At 75.3% G+C, this 15,794-nt stretch carries 11 protein-coding genes; 5 read left to right on the forward strand and 6 right to left on the reverse strand.

Going from position 1 to position 15,794, the window contains the following annotated elements; translation table 11 throughout:
• The first annotated feature begins 15 nt into the window (after nucleotides 1-15).
• From glyA to ACIRQY_RS26745, 3 genes are all read left to right on the forward strand, one after another.
• Nucleotides 16-1,284 (forward strand): serine hydroxymethyltransferase, encoded by a 1,269-nt coding sequence (gene glyA, locus ACIRQY_RS26735; protein ID WP_351788510.1) that lies wholly within the window; start codon nucleotides 16-18, stop codon nucleotides 1,282-1,284.
• A 158-nt stretch (nucleotides 1,285-1,442) separates the two neighbouring features.
• Nucleotides 1,443-2,813 (forward strand): L-serine ammonia-lyase, encoded by a 1,371-nt coding sequence (locus ACIRQY_RS26740; protein ID WP_351788507.1) that lies wholly within the window; start codon nucleotides 1,443-1,445, stop codon nucleotides 2,811-2,813.
• Nucleotides 2,814-3,195: 382 nt separating this feature from the next.
• A complete protein-coding gene (locus ACIRQY_RS26745; RefSeq protein WP_403930128.1) occupies nucleotides 3,196-4,611 on the forward strand; it encodes a beta-propeller fold lactonase family protein in 1,416 nt (471 codons plus the stop codon).
• 153 nt (nucleotides 4,612-4,764) lie between these two features.
• On the opposite strand, the gene ACIRQY_RS26750 is transcribed toward ACIRQY_RS26745, so the two are convergent.
• Nucleotides 4,765-5,004 (reverse strand): hypothetical protein, encoded by a 240-nt coding sequence (locus ACIRQY_RS26750; protein WP_403930131.1) that lies wholly within the window; start codon nucleotides 5,002-5,004, stop codon nucleotides 4,765-4,767.
• A 253-nt stretch (nucleotides 5,005-5,257) separates the two neighbouring features.
• Complete coding sequence (locus tag ACIRQY_RS26755; protein ID WP_403930134.1) at nucleotides 5,258-6,580, reverse strand: FAD-dependent monooxygenase; 1,323 nt, start codon at nucleotides 6,578-6,580, stop codon at nucleotides 5,258-5,260.
• Nucleotides 6,581-6,798: 218 nt separating this feature from the next.
• Between ACIRQY_RS26755 and ACIRQY_RS26760 the strand changes: the two genes are divergently transcribed.
• Nucleotides 6,799-7,788, forward strand: coding sequence for an ABC transporter ATP-binding protein (locus ACIRQY_RS26760; protein ID WP_403930137.1), 990 nt, complete (start codon nucleotides 6,799-6,801; stop codon nucleotides 7,786-7,788).
• A complete protein-coding gene (locus ACIRQY_RS26765; protein ID WP_351788490.1) occupies nucleotides 7,785-8,615 on the forward strand; it encodes an ABC transporter permease in 831 nt (276 codons plus the stop codon). The genes ACIRQY_RS26760 and ACIRQY_RS26765 overlap by 4 nt, the downstream gene beginning before the upstream one ends.
• Before the next feature lie 82 nt (nucleotides 8,616-8,697).
• Here ACIRQY_RS26765 and ACIRQY_RS26770 read toward each other — a convergent pair whose 3' ends face one another.
• The 4 genes from ACIRQY_RS26770 to ACIRQY_RS26785 all read right to left on the reverse strand — a co-directional run bounded on the left by ACIRQY_RS26770 (nucleotide 8,698) and on the right by ACIRQY_RS26785 (nucleotide 15,794).
• Nucleotides 8,698-9,684, reverse strand: a complete 987-nt coding sequence (locus ACIRQY_RS26770) for a thiopeptide-type bacteriocin biosynthesis protein (protein WP_403930141.1) — start codon at nucleotides 9,682-9,684, stop codon at nucleotides 8,698-8,700.
• Between the two features lie 11 nt (nucleotides 9,685-9,695).
• Nucleotides 9,696-11,480: a hypothetical protein gene (locus ACIRQY_RS26775; protein ID WP_403930143.1), complete on the reverse strand. Its 1,785-nt coding sequence runs from the start codon at nucleotides 11,478-11,480 to the stop codon at nucleotides 9,696-9,698.
• A 320-nt stretch (nucleotides 11,481-11,800) separates the two neighbouring features.
• Nucleotides 11,801-13,744, reverse strand: coding sequence for a TOMM precursor leader peptide-binding protein (locus tag ACIRQY_RS26780; RefSeq protein ID WP_403930146.1), 1,944 nt, complete (start codon nucleotides 13,742-13,744; stop codon nucleotides 11,801-11,803).
• The gene (locus ACIRQY_RS26785) at nucleotides 13,734-15,794 is read right to left on the reverse strand and encodes a hypothetical protein (protein WP_403930150.1); all 2,061 of its coding nucleotides are present in this window, start codon (nucleotides 15,792-15,794) and stop codon (nucleotides 13,734-13,736) included. Before ACIRQY_RS26785 ends, ACIRQY_RS26780 begins: the two co-directional genes overlap by 11 nt.

A 15,794-nucleotide genomic window follows, 5' to 3' on the forward strand; every position in this document is an offset into this window, starting at 1 on the left:
CTTAGGGATCGATTCATGTCGCTTCTGAACACTCCCCTCCACGAGCTGGACCCGGACGTCGCCGCAGCCGTCGACGCCGAGCTCCGCCGTCAGCAGTCCACCCTCGAAATGATCGCCTCGGAGAACTTCGCTCCGGTCGCCGTCATGGAGGCGCAGGGCTCCGTCCTCACCAACAAGTACGCCGAGGGCTACCCGGGCCGCCGCTACTACGGTGGCTGCGAGCACGTCGACGTCGCCGAGCAGATCGCGATCGACCGGGTCAAGGACCTGTTCGGTGCCGAGTACGCCAATGTGCAGCCGCACTCCGGCGCCTCCGCGAACCAGGCCGCCCTCTTCGCGATCGCCCAGCCCGGCGACACGATCCTCGGCCTGGACCTGGCGCACGGCGGTCACCTGACCCACGGCATGCGCCTGAACTTCTCCGGCAAGCAGTTCGACGTGGTCGCGTACCACGTCGACGAGGCCGGTCTGGTCGACATGGCCGAGGTCGAGCGCCTCGCCAAGGAGCACCGCCCGAAGGTGATCATCGCGGGCTGGTCCGCCTACCCGCGCCAGCTGGACTTCGCCGAGTTCCGCCGGATCGCCGACGAGGTCGAGGCCTACCTGTGGGTCGACATGGCCCACTTCGCGGGTCTGGTCGCCGCCGGTCTGCACCCGAACCCGGTGCCGTACGCGGACGTGGTGACCTCCACCACGCACAAGACGCTCGGCGGCCCGCGCGGCGGCATCATCCTGGCGAAGAAGGCGTTCGCCAAGAAGCTGAACTCCTCGGTCTTCCCCGGTTTCCAGGGCGGCCCGCTGGAGCACGTCATCGCGGCCAAGGCCGTCTCCTTCAAGGTCGCGGCCTCGGAGGAGTTCAAGGAGCGCCAGCAGCGCACCGTGGACGGCGCCCGCGCCCTGGCCGAGCGCCTGGTCCGGGACGACGTCACCGAGCACGGCGTCTCCGTCCTGTCCGGCGGCACGGACGTGCACCTGGTCCTGGTGGACCTGCGCAACTCCGAGCTCGACGGCCAGCAGGCCGAGGACCGTCTCCACGAGGTCGGCATCACGGTCAACCGCAACGCCGTCCCGAACGACCCGCGCCCGCCGATGGTCACCTCCGGTCTGCGCATCGGCACGCCCGCGCTCGCCACCCGCGGCTTCGGCGCCGAGGACTTCACCGAGGTCGCCGACATCATCGCGGAGTCCCTGAAGCCCGGCTTCGACAGCGAGAAGGCCGAGGCCCTCAAGGCCCGGGTGACCGCCCTGGCGGACAAGCACCCGCTGTACCCCGGCCTGAAGTAGTTTCGTACCCTTTCGTTCGTACGAATCTTCGGGGCACCGCGCACACTGGACCGTGAGCGCGGTGCCCCACTCCATGTCCCCGTACGCCCCCTTTTTCCCGCGCTTCTCTGCTCCACCCCGGCAGACAACGGCGTCTAGCCCTCCCAAGGAGTCCTTCCGTGGCCATCTCGGTCTTCGACCTGTTCTCGATCGGCATCGGCCCGTCGAGCTCCCACACGGTGGGGCCGATGCGCGCGGCCCGGATGTTCGCCCGCCGGCTGAAGAACGAGGGCCTGCTCTCCCACACCGCCTCCGTACGGGCCGAGCTGTACGGCTCCCTCGGCGCGACCGGCCACGGCCACGGCACCCCCAAGGCCGTCCTCCTCGGTCTGGAGGGCAACTCGCCGCGCACCGTCGACGTCGAACACGCTGACGAGGAATTCGAACGGATCAAGAGCAGCGGCCGGATCAACCTGCTCGGCGCCCACGAGGTCCCCTTCGACTTCGACGCCGACCTGATCCTGCACCGGCGCAAGGCGCTGCCGTACCACGCCAACGGGATGACGGTCTTCGCGTACGACTCCGAGGGCGGCCTCGTCCTGGAGAAGACGTACTACTCGGTGGGCGGCGGCTTCGTCGTCGACGAGGACGCGGTCGCGGGCGAGAACCCGATCATCCCCGACGACACCCACCTGAAGTACCCCTTCCGCACCGGCGACGAGCTGCTCCGGCTCGCCAAGGAGACCGGTCTGTCGATCTCCTCCCTGATGCTGGAGAACGAGAAGGCCTGGCGCACCGAGGACGAGATCCGCGCGGGCCTCCTGGAGATCTGGCGGGTCATGCAGTCCTGCGTCTCGCGCGGCATGGCCCGCGAGGGCATCCTGCCCGGCGGCCTGAAGGTCCGCAGGCGCGCCGCGAACTCGGCCCGCAAGCTGCGCACCGAGGGGAACCCGGCGGCGCACGCGATGGAGTGGATCACCCTCTACGCGATGGCCGTGAACGAGGAGAACGCGGCGGGCGGCCGGGTGGTCACCGCCCCGACGAACGGCGCGGCCGGAATCATCCCCTCCGTCCTGCACTACTACACGAACTTCGTGCCCGGCGCCGACGACGACGGCATCGTCCGCTTCCTGCTCGCGGCGGGCGCGATCGGGATGCTCTTCAAGGAGAACGCCTCCATCTCCGGCGCCGAGGTCGGCTGCCAGGGCGAGGTCGGTTCGGCCTGCTCGATGGCGGCGGGCGCCCTCGCGGAGGTCCTCGGCGGCTCCCCCGAGCAGGTGGAGAACGCGGCCGAGATCGGCATGGAGCACAACCTGGGCCTGACCTGCGACCCGGTCGGCGGCCTGGTGCAGATCCCGTGCATCGAGCGCAACGGCATGGCGGCGGTCAAGGCGGTCACGGCGGCGAAGATGTCGATGCGCGGCGACGGCAGCCACCTGGTCTCCCTCGACAAGGTCATCAAGACCATGAAGGAGACGGGCGCGGACATGAGCGTGAAGTACAAGGAGACCGCGCGCGGCGGGCTCGCGGTGAACATCATCGAGTGCTGAGCTTCCCCCTCGGGCGGCCCCGGTAGTCGGGGTTCCGCCGCGGGCCCCGGTCGGCGTTCCCGGTTCTTCCGGCGCCGGGCGGGGCCTTTCGCGTGGCGGAGGATGCGGCGGTCGGGGGCGGGCTGATTCGGCGGTCGGGGGCGGTCGCCGGGTGTTCGAATGGGTTCCGGCCAGGAGGCGTGTGGCTGGTTCGCGTGCTTGTCGGGGGCGGGGGTCCCTCGCATCCTGTCCCAGGTGCACCGGACGCCCGCCTCCGGGGTCTCGCGGGCCGTCGTCCGGTGTCCGTGTGCGTCCCGGGTGGACGCTCCCCGTGGTCGTGGGCGGGGCCGGGCTTCGATCCGCCCGCGCCGCCCGCGCGTGGCCTGATGGGGAGGAACCTCTCATGCGCTCGTCGACCACCTCCGGCGTCCGAAGAGCCCTGGGCCGCGGGGTCTCCGCGGCCGGTGCCTGCGCTCTGCTCGTGGCCACGCTCACCGCCGGTGCCTCGCCCGCCGCGGCCGCCGGGAGCCCGGCCGCCGCGCTGTCCGGCGAGGCGCTCGCGTACGTCGCGAACTTCGGCGACGACACGGTCTCCGTGATCGACACCGCCACCGGCACGGTCACGGCGACGGTCGCCGTCGGGGACGGTCCCCGGGGCGTGGCCGCGTCCCCGGACGGCGCCCGCGTCTATGTGACGAACGCGAACGCGGACTCCGTCTCGGTGATCAGCGCCGCCACCCGGTCGGTCACCGCCACGATCGGCGTCGGGGACCACCCCAAGGGCATCGCCGTCTCCCCGGACGGGACCCGCGCCTACGCCGTCAACAGCGGCTCCGGCACCGTCTCGGTGATCGACACCGCGACGGACACGGTGGCCACGGCCGTCGGCGTCGGCAGCGACCCGCAGAACGTCGCCGTCACCCCCGACGGCACCGGCGCCTACGTCACCAACTACGCCTCCCAGTCCGTCTCGGTCCTCGACACCGCGACCGCCACGGTGACCGCGACCATCGGGCTCAGCGGCTTCCCCCAGGACATCGCCCTCAGCCCCGACGGCAGCCGCGCCTACGTCACCCGCCCGTACTCCGACTCCGTCGCGGTGATCGGTACGGCCACCGGCACCGTCACCGCCTCCCTCGCCGTCCCCGGTCTCCCCTACGGCGTCGCCCTCTCCCCCGACGGCACCCGCGCCTACGTCACCCGGAACCAGACCGGGGCCGTCTCCACGATCGACACCGCCACCGGCGCCCTCACCTCCACCACCACCGTGGGGAACAACCCGGTCGACGTGGCGGTGTCCCCGGACGGCAGCCTCGCCTACACCGCCGACAACAACTCGGCCACCGCGTCCGCGATCGACACCGCCACCGGGACCGCCACTGGCATTCCCGTGGGCGCGAGCCCCAACGGTGTCGTGATCACCGGGCAGTCGGGCGCCGACCTCCGGGTGCGGCTGGCCGCCACCCCCGTACCCGGCCTCCTCAACGGACGCATCGACTACACCCTCACCCTGAGCAACGACGGACCGGCCACCCTCACCTCGGCCACCGTCGAGGCCCGGTTGCCCGCCCTCAGCGGCGTGACCAGCCCCGACTGCGCGCTCACCGCGGGCCGGGCCGTCTGTGCCGTGGGCGAGCTGGCCCCCGGGGCCAGTACCACCCGTCACTTCTCGGTCCCCGTCGCCCTCCTCAGCCTCGGCACCCCCTACAAGGTGACCGCGACCCGTGTCACCAGCAGCCCCGCCGACCCCGCCCCGGGCAACGACTCCGCGTCCCGCATCTGCACCGCGGTCACCAGCCTGATCATCAGCTGCGCCTGAGAGAAGGCGCCTCGAAGGCACCGGCCCCCCGGGCCGGGAACGACGAAGGAGACCGCGCGCGGCGGTCTCCCCGTGGACGTCGATCGAATGACGGGGGCCCCGTGCCCCCGTGCGGCGCCCGGCCCCGGATCGCTCCGGGGCCGGGCGCCCCCGTCAGAAGCGGACCCAGAGGACGTAGACGTCCGGGCGGGGCGGGCCGAAGGACTCACAGAGGTAGAGCGCGCCCCAGATGGGTCTGCCCGCGGCGCCCGCCGCCTGGCAGTCGGCGTACGAGGCGTGGTGGCTGCGGGCGTAGAAGCCGGGGCCCGCGGCCTCGGCGGTGCCCACGGTGCCGAGCGAGAGCGCTCCTGCGGTGGCCGCGGTGGCGAGCGCGGCCGCGATGCGACGGTACATGGCATGTCCTCCTGAAACGCCGGGATGCCCCGGCGGGATGCGTGACGATGCGATGTGGTGCGTGCGTTGCGTGGAGTTCCGGCTGCGCAGCCGGGACGAACGTACCGTCACGAACAGGGACGCACAATAGGTCTAGGCCAATCACCGGAAGGTCACCCTGAGGTCACCGGAAGGTGGTGGGCGCACCGGGAGCGGTACCGCTCCGGCAGGGCGGGCCGTCACGGCGGGAGCGGCACCGCTCCGGGGGCGGCCGTCACACCGGGAGCGGCACCACGCTCCGGCCCGTCTCGTGCGCGTACAGCGTCGCCCGGTCGCGCAGCGCCGCGTGCACCGCCATCCGGGCGTCCCTGCGCCGCTGCGCCGGACCGTCCGGCAGGTGCAGGATGCCCGCGTTGCCCCGCGAACCGCGCTGGATCTCCGCCGTGCGCGGGATCCGCAGCGCCTGGTAGCGGTCCAGCCGCGCCCCGGTCGTCGCCGTCCCTGGATCTGCCAGACAGGCCGCCAGGTCCATCGCGTCCTCCACCGCCTGGTTCGCGCCCTGCGCCATGAACGGCAGCATCGGGTGCGCCGCGTCGCCGAGGAGCGTCATCCGCCGCGAGGACCACACGTCCAGCGGCGGACGGTCGTGCAGCGCCCACTGGAGGGTCGACTCCACCGCGCCGACGACGTCGGCGACCAGACCCGTCCAGCCGCCGAACACCCGCCGCAGCTCCTCCGGGTCACCCTTCACCGACCAGGACTCGCCCGGCGAGGCGGCCATCGGCACGGTCGCCGCGAAGCTCAGGTACTCCCCCGCCGCGACCGGATAGCACACGAAGTGCCCGCCCGGACCGAGCCAGAGGCGCACCAGAGGCGCGCGGGCCGCGTCCGGCAGCCGGTCGACCGGGACAAGGCCCCGGTAGATGCCGAGCCCGGCGAACTCCGGCGCGTCGCGCCGGAACGCCTCACGGACCGTGGAGTGGATGCCGTCGGCGCCGACGACCAGGTCCGCCCCGCGGACCGTGCCGTCCTCGAAGGTCAGCCGGACGCCGTCGGGGCCCTCCGGGGTCTCCCGCGCCCCGCTCAGCCGCTCGCCGAGCCTGAGGCTGCCCGCGTCGACCAGCGAGAGCAGGGCGTCGTGGAGGTGCGCCCGGTGCACCGTGTAGTACGGGGCCCCGAACATCCGCTCGCACTCCGCGCCCAGGGGCGTCCGGGCGATCGGCCGCCCGCTCCAGCCCCGTACCTCCATGGCGTCGATCGCCACGGCCCGCTCGCGCAGCAGCCGGCCGAGACCGAGCCGCAGCAGCGGCCGTACCGCGTTGGGCGAGAGCTGGACGCCCGCGCCCACCTCCGCGAGCCGCCGCGTCTGCTCGTACACCGTGTACGGAACACCCAGGGAGGAGAGCGCACCGGCCAGCGTCAGGCCGCCGATACCGGCGCCGACCACCGAGACGTGCGGCCGCTCCTCCGTCCCCCACTCGTCCAGATCCCCGAACCGCACCTTTGAGACCGCCTTCCGCGTCGCTGCCGTGTCGGCACCTCCGGCGTCGCCGGGCGCGGTGCCCCGCCGCCCGGCCGTCCGCCGCATCCCGAGCATGGGGCGGCCCCGGGCCCCCGGCAACGCGGGTCACGGGCCGCGCTGACAACTGTCGCGGCTTCCATGACGTCCGTCACCGCCGCCCCGCGCGCCCGTCCGGGGCCCCCGTCCCGCGCCTAACGTCGAGGCCGCGCCCCGGAGTCCGTCCGCGGGCGGCGACCCCACGACGTCCCACCACCACACCGGGAGCACACAGTGACACGAGCCGAGGGACCGCGGTGACCGCCGCGGTGGCCGTGGAAGGCCTGCAGAAGCGGTACGGCGACCACGAGGCCGTGCGCGGCGTCGACTTCACCGTCGCCGAGGGCGAGATCTTCGCCCTGCTCGGGCCGAACGGCGCGGGCAAGACCACCACCCTGGAGATCCTGGAGGGCTTCCGCGACCGCGACGGCGGACGCGTCGAGGTCCTCGGGCGCGACCCCGGCGTCAAGGCCGACGGGCAGTGGCTGCGCGGCCAGGTCGGGCTGGTCCTCCAGGACATCGCCGTCGAGCCGTACCTGTCGGTGCGCGAGACCGTGGCCCGCAACGCCGGGTACTACCCGGACCCGCGGAACGTCGACGAACTCCTCGACCTCGTCGGCCTGCACGAGAAGAAGGGCGCCAAGGTCAAGGACCTGTCCGGCGGCCAGAAGCGCCGACTCGACCTGGCGCTCGGCGTCGTCGGCCGCCCGAGGCTGCTGTTCCTGGACGAGCCGACCACCGGCTTCGACCCGAACGCCCGGCGCGGCGCCTGGGACGTCGTGCGCAACCTGCGCGACGACGGCACCACCATCGTCCTCACCACCCACTACATGGACGAGGCACAGGCCCTCGCCGACTCGGTCGTGGTCATCGCCGAGGGCCGGATCGTGGCCTCGGGCACCCCGGACACCCTCGGCGGACGGGACAGCGCCAGGACCCGCGTCCGGTTCGCGCTGCCGCCGGGCGCCGCGCTCGCCGACGTACCGCTGGCCGTGAGCGACGTCGAGGACGGCCTGGTCACGGCCGAGACGACCGAGCCGACGGCGGCGCTGCACCGGCTGACCGGCTGGGCGCTCGACCGGGGCACCCCGCTGGAGCGGCTGACCGTCGAACAGCCCACCCTCGAAGACGTCTATCTGAGCCTGACCAGCGAGTACGTACAGCAGGAAGCCTCCTCGCCGTCGTCCGACCGGGAGCACCGGGCGCCTGCGGGACGAGGCCGCCGACCCGGACGGAGCCGCTCATGACCACCCTGATCCCCCCGACCGCCGACACCGCCCCGGCGGCCACCGCGCGCCGGAGCGAGGCACCGCGCGAGCGGAGCGCCCTGGCCCTCCTCGGCCACCAGATCCGTTACGAGCAGCTGTCGTTCTGGCGCAATCCGCAGTCGATGGTGTTCACCTTCGTGCTGCCGATCGTCATCATCGGCATCTTCGGGGCCGTGTTCAGCGGCAGCCAGGGCGAGGACTTCTTCTTCGGCCTGACCGGGATGCAGTACTACACGCCGGTGATCGCCGCCGTGTCCGTCCTCGGCGCCTGCTACGGCCAGCTGGCGATCGTGCTCGCGATGCGCCGCCAGACCGGGGTCCTCAAGCGGCTGCACGCCACCCCGCTGCCCGCCTGGGTGTACTTCGCGGGCCTGCTGGTGCACTGCGTCGTCGTCAGCGTCGTGGACGTCGCCCTCGTCTTCGGCATCGGCGCGCTGTACGGCGTGGACCTGCCCACCAACTGGGGCGCGGTGCTGCTCACCCTGGTGCTCGGCGCGGCCAGCTTCTGCGCGCTCGGCGTCGGCGTGGCCTCGCTGATCAAGAACTCCGAAGCGGCCCCGGCCGTCGTGCAGTTCATCCAGTTCCCGCTGGTCTTCATCTCGGGCAGCTACTTCCCGATCCACGCGGAGTTCCTCAACACGATCGCGGGCCTGCTGCCCGTGAAGCCGTTCAACGACGCCATGCTGGCGCTGTTCGTCGAGGGCTCCGGCTTCCAGTGGAAGGACCTCGCGGTCCTCGCCGCCTGGGGTGTCGTCGGCGCCCTGATCGCCGTCCGCAGCTTCCGCTGGGACCCGCGCCCCGAGTAGGACGGGCGCGTCACGAGCACCACGAAAAGGCCCGGCCGGGGAAACCGGCCGGGCCTTTCGTGACTCCCCGTGGGGGCGGGGGTCAGGGGACGGGCACCACGGGGGCGGCGGTGCCGTGCGGTACGGGGAAGGCGTGGGCCAGGACCGCGTAGGTGCGCAGCTCCTCCAGGAGGCTCAGACCGAGCCGGTTGTGGAGCATGTGCGCGTGCGAGAAGAGGACCAGGCCGGGGTGGGCCGGGGAGTGCGCCCGGATCTCGTCCGCGTGGGCGGCGATCCGCTCGTGCCAGCCGGTGAAGGGGCCGTGGGCGGCCGGGTCGACCGTGACCTCGCCCTCGACGCGGGTGAGCGCGTCGAGGAGGGCGGCCGGGTGGCCCGCGTCGGCGGCCCAGGCGCGCCAGGCGCCGAGCCCGTGGGCGTAGTAGGAGGCGGCTTCGGCCGGGTCCCCGAGGGCGGCGGCGACCGCGACGGTGCCGCGCAGCGCGAGGCCGGCCCGCTGCCGCTCGCCGGTGATCCGGGGCAGGGCGGCGAGCACGAGGGAGCTGGAGAGGGTGAAGAGGGACTCGGCGGCGGGCATCAGGGCCGTACCGCCGTAGCGGTCGTGCTCCGGCTCGTAGGCGGCCCGGTGGACGCCGGGCGGCAGCAGGGCCTTCACCGAGGTGTTCTCGCCGGTCTCGCCCGCGGCGGCGAGCCGCTCGGCGCCGCTGCGATAGGCGGCCGGGTCCAGCGGCTCCTCGCCGGGGGCGGGCGCACCGGCCACCGCGAGACGGGCGGCGAGGGCGGCCTCGACGCGGGCCTTCGCCGGTTCGTCGAGTCCGCCGACGCGCAGCCGCAGATGGGGGCCCGCCTGCCAGTAGCGGATGAAGAACCACGGCGTGCCGGGGGCGAGTTCGCGGACGGTGGGCCCGATGACATCGGTGACGGCCCGGTCGTGGGCCGACCGGGCCGTGGTGCCGAGGTGCAGGTGCCAGGCGGTCCATCCGGTCCGCGGTTCCGAGGCGGGGGCGGCCCCGGGCGCGGGGGCGGCCGGGGCCGGGGTGAGGGTTCCGTTCGGGGGGTGGGGCGGGGTCACGGGTCGCTCCTTCAGAGCCTGAGGTCGAGCAGCGCGCCGCCGGTGTCCTGCGGCACTCCCACGACCACGGACAGGACGATCATCCCGTCGGGTTCCAGGCCGAGGACGCGCTGGGTGGGGATCTCCTGGAAGGCCCGCACGGGGCGGGCGAAGAGGCCGGAGGCGGCGGCCGACAGGCAGAGCCCGTGGGCGGCCCATCCGGCGGCGTGCTGGACGGCTCCCCAGCCCGGGGTGCCGAGGCGTTCGAACAGTTCCCGGACGCGCACCGACAGGAAGACGGTGAGCGGGGCGTGGCGGATGCCGCAGCCGTTGACGGGCGAGACGCCGTATCCGTACCGCTCCTCGAGGAGGGCGGGGACGTCCGGGGCGGCGCGCACGAGGTGCGCGGTGCCGTCCCGGAGCCGGTGCACGCCGTCCGTGCTCCCCTCGACGCCCCGGACGGCCGCCGTGACCGTCAACAGGTCGAACGCCGAAGCCAGTTCGGGACCGGGAGGGGGTACGGAGAGCCAGCGGGCGGCGCTGTCGAGGGCTTCGGCGGGGACCGCCCTGCGCCGACCCGTCATGCCGTGCAGGGCGCGCGGCATCCGTCCGGAGTGGCGCCGCCAGAGCAGTTCGGCCCAGTCGGGCGCGGCCTCCGAGGGGCCGAGTCCCGCGGGGACGGCGGTGGTCAGCGGGACCGGCGGACTCCCGTACGTCTGCCCCCGGTTGACGCGGATGAGTTCGGCGAGCGCGGGGTCGGTACGGGTGAGACGCCCGGGCGGGTCGGTGGGGAGCGGCGAGGCGTGCGGCGGGAGTGCCGGGAGCGCCGGGGGTAGTGGGAGTGCCGGGGGCGGCGGGGGCAGCGGGAGTGCCGGGGGCGGCAGGGGCTCCGTATCGCCCCCGACCCCGGCCGCTTCCGCGTCCGTCTCTGCGTCCGTCTCCGCGTCCACTTCCACCACGAGGGGCAGGGACCAGGCCCAGGGGTCGTCGAGACCCAGGGCGGGCAGCAGGGCGTGGGCGTCCGGACCGGGCAGCCGCAGCCGCGCGGGCACGTCGAAGAGTTCGAGGCCCAGGCTCAACGCCCGCAGGGTGAAGCCGAGTTCGAGGGCGACGAGGGAGCCCCGGAACCACTGGTACGCGGCCGGGACGCTGGTGTAGCGGCCGGTGAGGACGATGTTCCCGGCGGGCCCTTCCGGGGTGCCGGTGAGGGCGTGCCGGTCCGGTTCCAGGAGCCGCCACGGCTGGTCCGCGCCCCCGTCCACGAAGGCGTGGACGGGGAAGAGACAGCGCGGCGAGGCGTACGGCCGGTGGTCGTTGTAGGGGTTCTCGGGCTCCCTGCGCTGCGGGCCGAAGGCGGTCACGAGGGCGCGGCCGAGGCGGACCTCGACCGGCTCGGCCAGGGGGACGACGGCCGGGGGCCCGGCGGGGGGCCCGGCCGCCGGGCCGCCGGGGCGAGGGGCCGACGTCCGGCCGTGTGGTCCGGCTGCCGGGCCGCCGGGGGGGTGGGCCGCCGCGCTCACGAGGGATCCGGCGGTGTCGCCGGGGGTGTGAGCCGTCACGCGGCCGTGCGGTCCGACCGCGCCGCCGGGGCCCGCGCCCGGGTACGGCAGGGCCGCGAGACGGTCGTGGGTGCCCAGCGGCAGGGTGGTGCGCGGGCCGTCCCCGCGCGGGGACGGGGGCGGGACGTGGGTGTCGGGCGGGGGCTGCGGGACCCAGGTCCACGCGGGCGCCTCGGGGGCGTCGTCCCCGGCGCCGTACGCGTACCAGAGGGGTTCGCGGGCGATGCTGTTGTCGCCGTCCGGACCCGGCAGGTCCACCGGGGCCCGCCGGGGCGCCGCCGCGCGCGGGGCGGGCGGCGGGGTCGAGGGAGGGGCCGCGTCGGAGGCCGGAGCCGGGGCCGGGGCCGGAGGAGCCTGGACCCGAGCCGGGGCCGGAAGGGCCTGGAGCGGGTCCGAGGACCGGAGGGCCCGAACCGGGACCGGCAGAGCCTGGGCCGAAGCCCGGACCCGAACGGACTGATCCGGGACCGGGACCGGGACGGTCTGGTCCGAAGCCGAAGCCGGGGCAGGGGCCCCGGGGTCCTGGTCCTGGTCCCGCTCCGGGGCCGCGAGGCCCCGCGCCCGCGCCGGGGGTGCCGTCACGGGAACGGGTGGGGGTCGAGGGGGAACGTCCGGTGCTCCTGGCCGGTGCCGCGCAGCGCGGCGGTGAGCCGGGGCAGACCGGCGAGCCGCTGCTGGGCGTGGCCGAAGCACATCGGGACGATGCCGGGGACGACCGCGCGGGCCACGTGGATGCCCGCGTCGGCGTGCTCGCGGCTCGTCTGGTCGACGAGGACGATCCGGTCGAGACCGGCGTCGGCGAAGAGCCCGCGCACGAGGTCGAGGGCGCCGCGCACGTCCCCGCCGGAGCCCCGGTCCATCCGGCCGGGCCAGCCGGGGAACGCCTCTTCGAGGGTGACCCGGGGTCCGCCGAGGGCGGCGGTGGCGCGGACGGCGGTCTCGGGCAGCGACGAGAAGCGGACGTGGTCCTCCAGCTCCTGGACCAGCCACGGGTCCGCGACCATCGGCTCGACGGTCTCCCGGGTCCAGTCGACGGGGTTGGTGACGAGCTGGGCGACCTCGCGCAGGGCGCCCCTGATCGCGGACTGCGGGTCGGCGCCGGAACCGGCCGAGGAGAAGGTGGCGGGGAAGGGGGCGAGCCGGTTCACCGCGAGGACCCAGACGACCGGCAGGCCGATGTCCTGGGTGGCGACGAGCAGGTGCACGTCGAAGCCGCGCGACTCCATCAGCTCGATCATGGCCCGGCTGGTGGGGTCGGTGAGGGAGTCGTTCGGGATGACCGGCAGGGGCGCGGCCCGGTGCCAGGACAGCAGGAACGCGTCCCGCTCCGCCAGTTCGAACAGCGAGTGCAGGGCGGCCTCTTCGAGGTTGGCGCCGACGGCGCAGCCGCTGGACGACTCGTAGAAGTAGTGCTTGCGGCCGGGGGTCCCGGCCAGCCGGGCGGCCCTGCGGTCCCTGCGGTGGTTGTACTCGTACTGGTAGAAGGCGTGGTCGGCGGGGACGAGCAGCGGACGCCCGTCGGCGAGGTCGTGGCCCCACACCCAGTCCATCGGGGTGTCCGCGTCGAAGGGGGTGGCCCGGCTGGTGGGGTGGGCGAGTTGCTCGGCGGTGTACTGCCCGAGCCCGGCGGGGTCCACGGCGTGGTCGGCAACCTGCGCGTAGGAGCGGCCGGTGAGGACGGGGACGTCGTACGGGAAGCCCGCGAGCCGCTCGTACGCCTCCAGGATCGCCACCGGGCCGGTCTCGGCGAAGGTCCGGGCCCGGCCGTGGCCCATCGCCGGGGCGTCCGGCACCACGGCCATGCTCATCGCGAAGGGGGCGCGGGACTCGCGCAGCAGCGCGCGGACCGGTCCGAAGCGGTCGTCGACCAGGCGCTCCTGGAGCACTCCGCGTTCGACGAGACGGCTGGCGGCGGTGCGGGTCGGGTCGCCGGGGAAGGCGGGCCGGCCGGTCAGGGTCAGCGGCGCCGGGGTGGTGGTGCCGTCCAGGCGGTCGTGCGCGGGGCCGCACAGCGGGCAGTGGAAGCTGCGGGCGATCCGGTGGCGGCGCAGACCGCCGGGCGAGACCGCGAACAGTTCGCCGGGGCCGAGCGGCCGTCCCGCCAGGTGCGCCAGGGCCGCCCGGAGCAGTTCGGGCAGGAGCGGCGCGCCGGGGCCGGGGGCGGCGGTCGCGTACCGGAGGTCCCCGGCCAGCGGGTGGTCGGGGACGGTCCGGTCGCGGACCTCGGCGCAGCCCGCGCAGCCCGCGTCCGTGCCGGGCGTCCTGAGCGGTCCGACGAGGACCTCGTCGGCGCGCAGGCGTACGGAGAGGTGGGCGAGGCCCTCGGCGGCGGCCCCGGCGAGGCGGTCCCGCTCCCAGTCGAGGTGCCAGCCCCGGTCGACGGCGACGGTGACCCCGGGGAGGGCGGCGGCCAGCTCGTCGAGCGCGGCGAGCGCGGACCGCCAGTCCTCGTCGGCGGGGTGCGCGGCGAAGCCGGGACCGAGCGCGAGGGCGGGGGCGCGGGTGAGCGTGTCAGTGGGCATCGTGGGCCTCCACGGGGCCGTACCAGAAGGGGAGTTCGCCGAGGACGGGGTCGTGCCGCGTCGCCTCGCCCCGGTAGCCGGTGCCGGGGCGGGCGGTCAGCTGGGCGCGGAGCGCGTCCAGGGTGGCGCGGTCGGCGAAGAGCAGGGCGTCGGTGGAGAGCGGGTCGACGGTTCCGTCGGCGCCGGTGGTCTGGGTGCGGGCGAGCGCGGTGCACAGGGCGGTGCGGGCGGCTTCCGCCGCGTCGGCGCCCCAGCCGCGTCCGAGGACGGTGCCGTGGGCGGTGACCTCGGCGAGCCGCCAGTCCAGGCCGGGCACGGCGAGCAGCCGCACGGCGGGTTCGTCGGTGAGGAGGGTCCGCAGGCCCGCGAGGACGCGCAGTCCCTCGGGGTCGGGTGCGGCGCACGTCCCGCCGCCCGCGGCCCCGGCGGGAGCGCCCGCCGGGAGGGCCGCGGGCGGCACGTGCGGGGTGACGGTCGTCGCCGGGGGTGCCGTCTCCTGGGCGAGCAGGCGCAGTGCGCCGTCGAGGAGCCAGTGTTCCCTGGTGAGCCCTGCCGCCGAGGTGGGGGCCCCGGGGATGTGGGCGTGCGGACCGGCCGCCGGGGTGGGAGCCCCGGGGATGAGGGTCCGCAGGGCCGCCAGGCAGGCCGCGACGGTGGCGGTCTCCTGGTGGGCGGCCCAGGCGAGGACCGTGGTCGTGGCGCCGCCGGTGGTGGTGCGGGGGGTGGCGGCGCGCAGGGCGAGCGGCATCTGGGGCAGGTCGGCGCCCTCGCCGAGGGCGACGGGCCCGGTCCAGCGGGCGCCGAGCGGCGCGGCGGCCTCCCGCGCCTCGTCCGGCTCGGGCCGGGGGTCGGCGGGCGCGGCGGCGAGGGTGTGGAGCCCGGGACCGGGACCGTCGCCTTGAGCGGGTACGGGTACGGCGTCGCCGGTCGGCGGTACGGGAACGGGCGCGGGGCCGCCGGTCGGCGGTACGGGAACGGTGGTGCCGTCACCGGTCGGCCGTGCGGAGGCGGACGGACGTACGGGCCCGGCGGGGTCGCCGCTCGTCGGCCGTACGGAGGCGTCGGCGCCGGGCGGCCGTACAGGGGCGGTCGGCTGCACAGAGGCGCCGTCGCCGGTCGGGCGGGGGGCGTCGGAGAGGGAGCCGGGTCGGCCGGGCGCGGCCGCCTGGTGGGCTCCCTCGACGGTGACCCGGTCGGAGACCAGGTCCGTCCCGTGCACCACATGCGCCTCGCCGGGGGCCGCCGTACCGGTGAGGGCGTCCACGAGGAGCTGGGCGCCGAGGGCTCCGGCGAGCGCGTCCGCCACCGGGCGGGACGCGGGGCCGGTGCCGTCGGCGGCGGCCCAGGCGCGGGCCCGGTCGCGGAAGGCGGTGGCGCGGTCCGGTCCGGTGGCGGTGACGGCGGGTCCGACGAGGGTGACGCCGGAGCCGCCGAGCCGCACCGGGACGACGAGGGCGGCGGGCGCCGCGCCCTCGTGCTCCTCCCGGCCCGTCCGGGCGCCACGGGCCCCGGGGCCCGTACCGTCCGCCCGGTCGTCCTCCCGGTCGTCCTCCCGGATGTCGAGGACGGCGTCGGGGGCGCGGTCCGGGTCGGGGGTGGTGAGGACCGTGCCGATCCCGGCCCTGCGCAGTCCCCGGGCGGCGGGCCCGACGGCGGTCTCCGGGCCGGTGACGAGGACGGTCGCGGCCCGCAGCCGGGCGAAGGCCCCGTACGGGTCGTCGAGGAGTCCTTCGAGCCGGGCCAGGGACTCGGCGTGGGCCCGCCGGACCTCGGGGGACGGCTCGGGCGCGGTGTGCGCGGCCGGGTCGAGGAGCAGTCCGTTCTCGCGGAGCGTGTCGACGAGGAGGCGGACGGCGGGGCGGGCGCGTTCGGTGCCGATCCCGGCGACGAGGGCGTCCTCGTCGGTGCCGTTCTCCAGGAGCGGGACGCAGCCCTGGGCGACGGCGTGCAGCACCTCGGAGCCGCGCAGCACGAACCGGGCGCGGGCGCCGCTGAAGTAGACGCCGCCGGGTACGGGCGCGTAGTGCAGGTCGGGGCGTGTCCTGAGCAT

Source organism: Streptomyces sp. NPDC101490 (assembly GCF_044767145.1).
Taxonomy (GTDB): domain Bacteria; phylum Actinomycetota; class Actinomycetes; order Streptomycetales; family Streptomycetaceae; genus Streptomyces.

Bases quoted from the DNA above. Each gene is read 5' to 3' on its own strand.
- glyA (WP_351788510.1), top strand. From the start codon at position 16: ATGTCGCTTCTGAACACTCCCCTCCACGAGCTGGACCCGGACGTCGCC.
- ACIRQY_RS26745 (WP_403930128.1), top strand. From the start codon at position 3,196: ATGCGCTCGTCGACCACCTCCGGCGTCCGAAGAGCCCTGGGCCGCGGG.
- ACIRQY_RS26750 (WP_403930131.1), bottom strand. From the start codon at position 5,004: ATGTACCGTCGCATCGCGGCCGCGCTCGCCACCGCGGCCACCGCAGGA.
- ACIRQY_RS26755 (WP_403930134.1), bottom strand. From the start codon at position 6,580: ATGCTCGGGATGCGGCGGACGGCCGGGCGGCGGGGCACCGCGCCCGGC.
- ACIRQY_RS26765 (WP_351788490.1), top strand. From the start codon at position 7,785: ATGACCACCCTGATCCCCCCGACCGCCGACACCGCCCCGGCGGCCACC.
- ACIRQY_RS26780 (WP_403930146.1), bottom strand. From the start codon at position 13,744: ATGCCCACTGACACGCTCACCCGCGCCCCCGCCCTCGCGCTCGGTCCC.
- ACIRQY_RS26785 (WP_403930150.1), bottom strand. From the start codon at position 15,794: ATGCTCAGGACACGCCCCGACCTGCACTACGCGCCCGTACCCGGCGGC.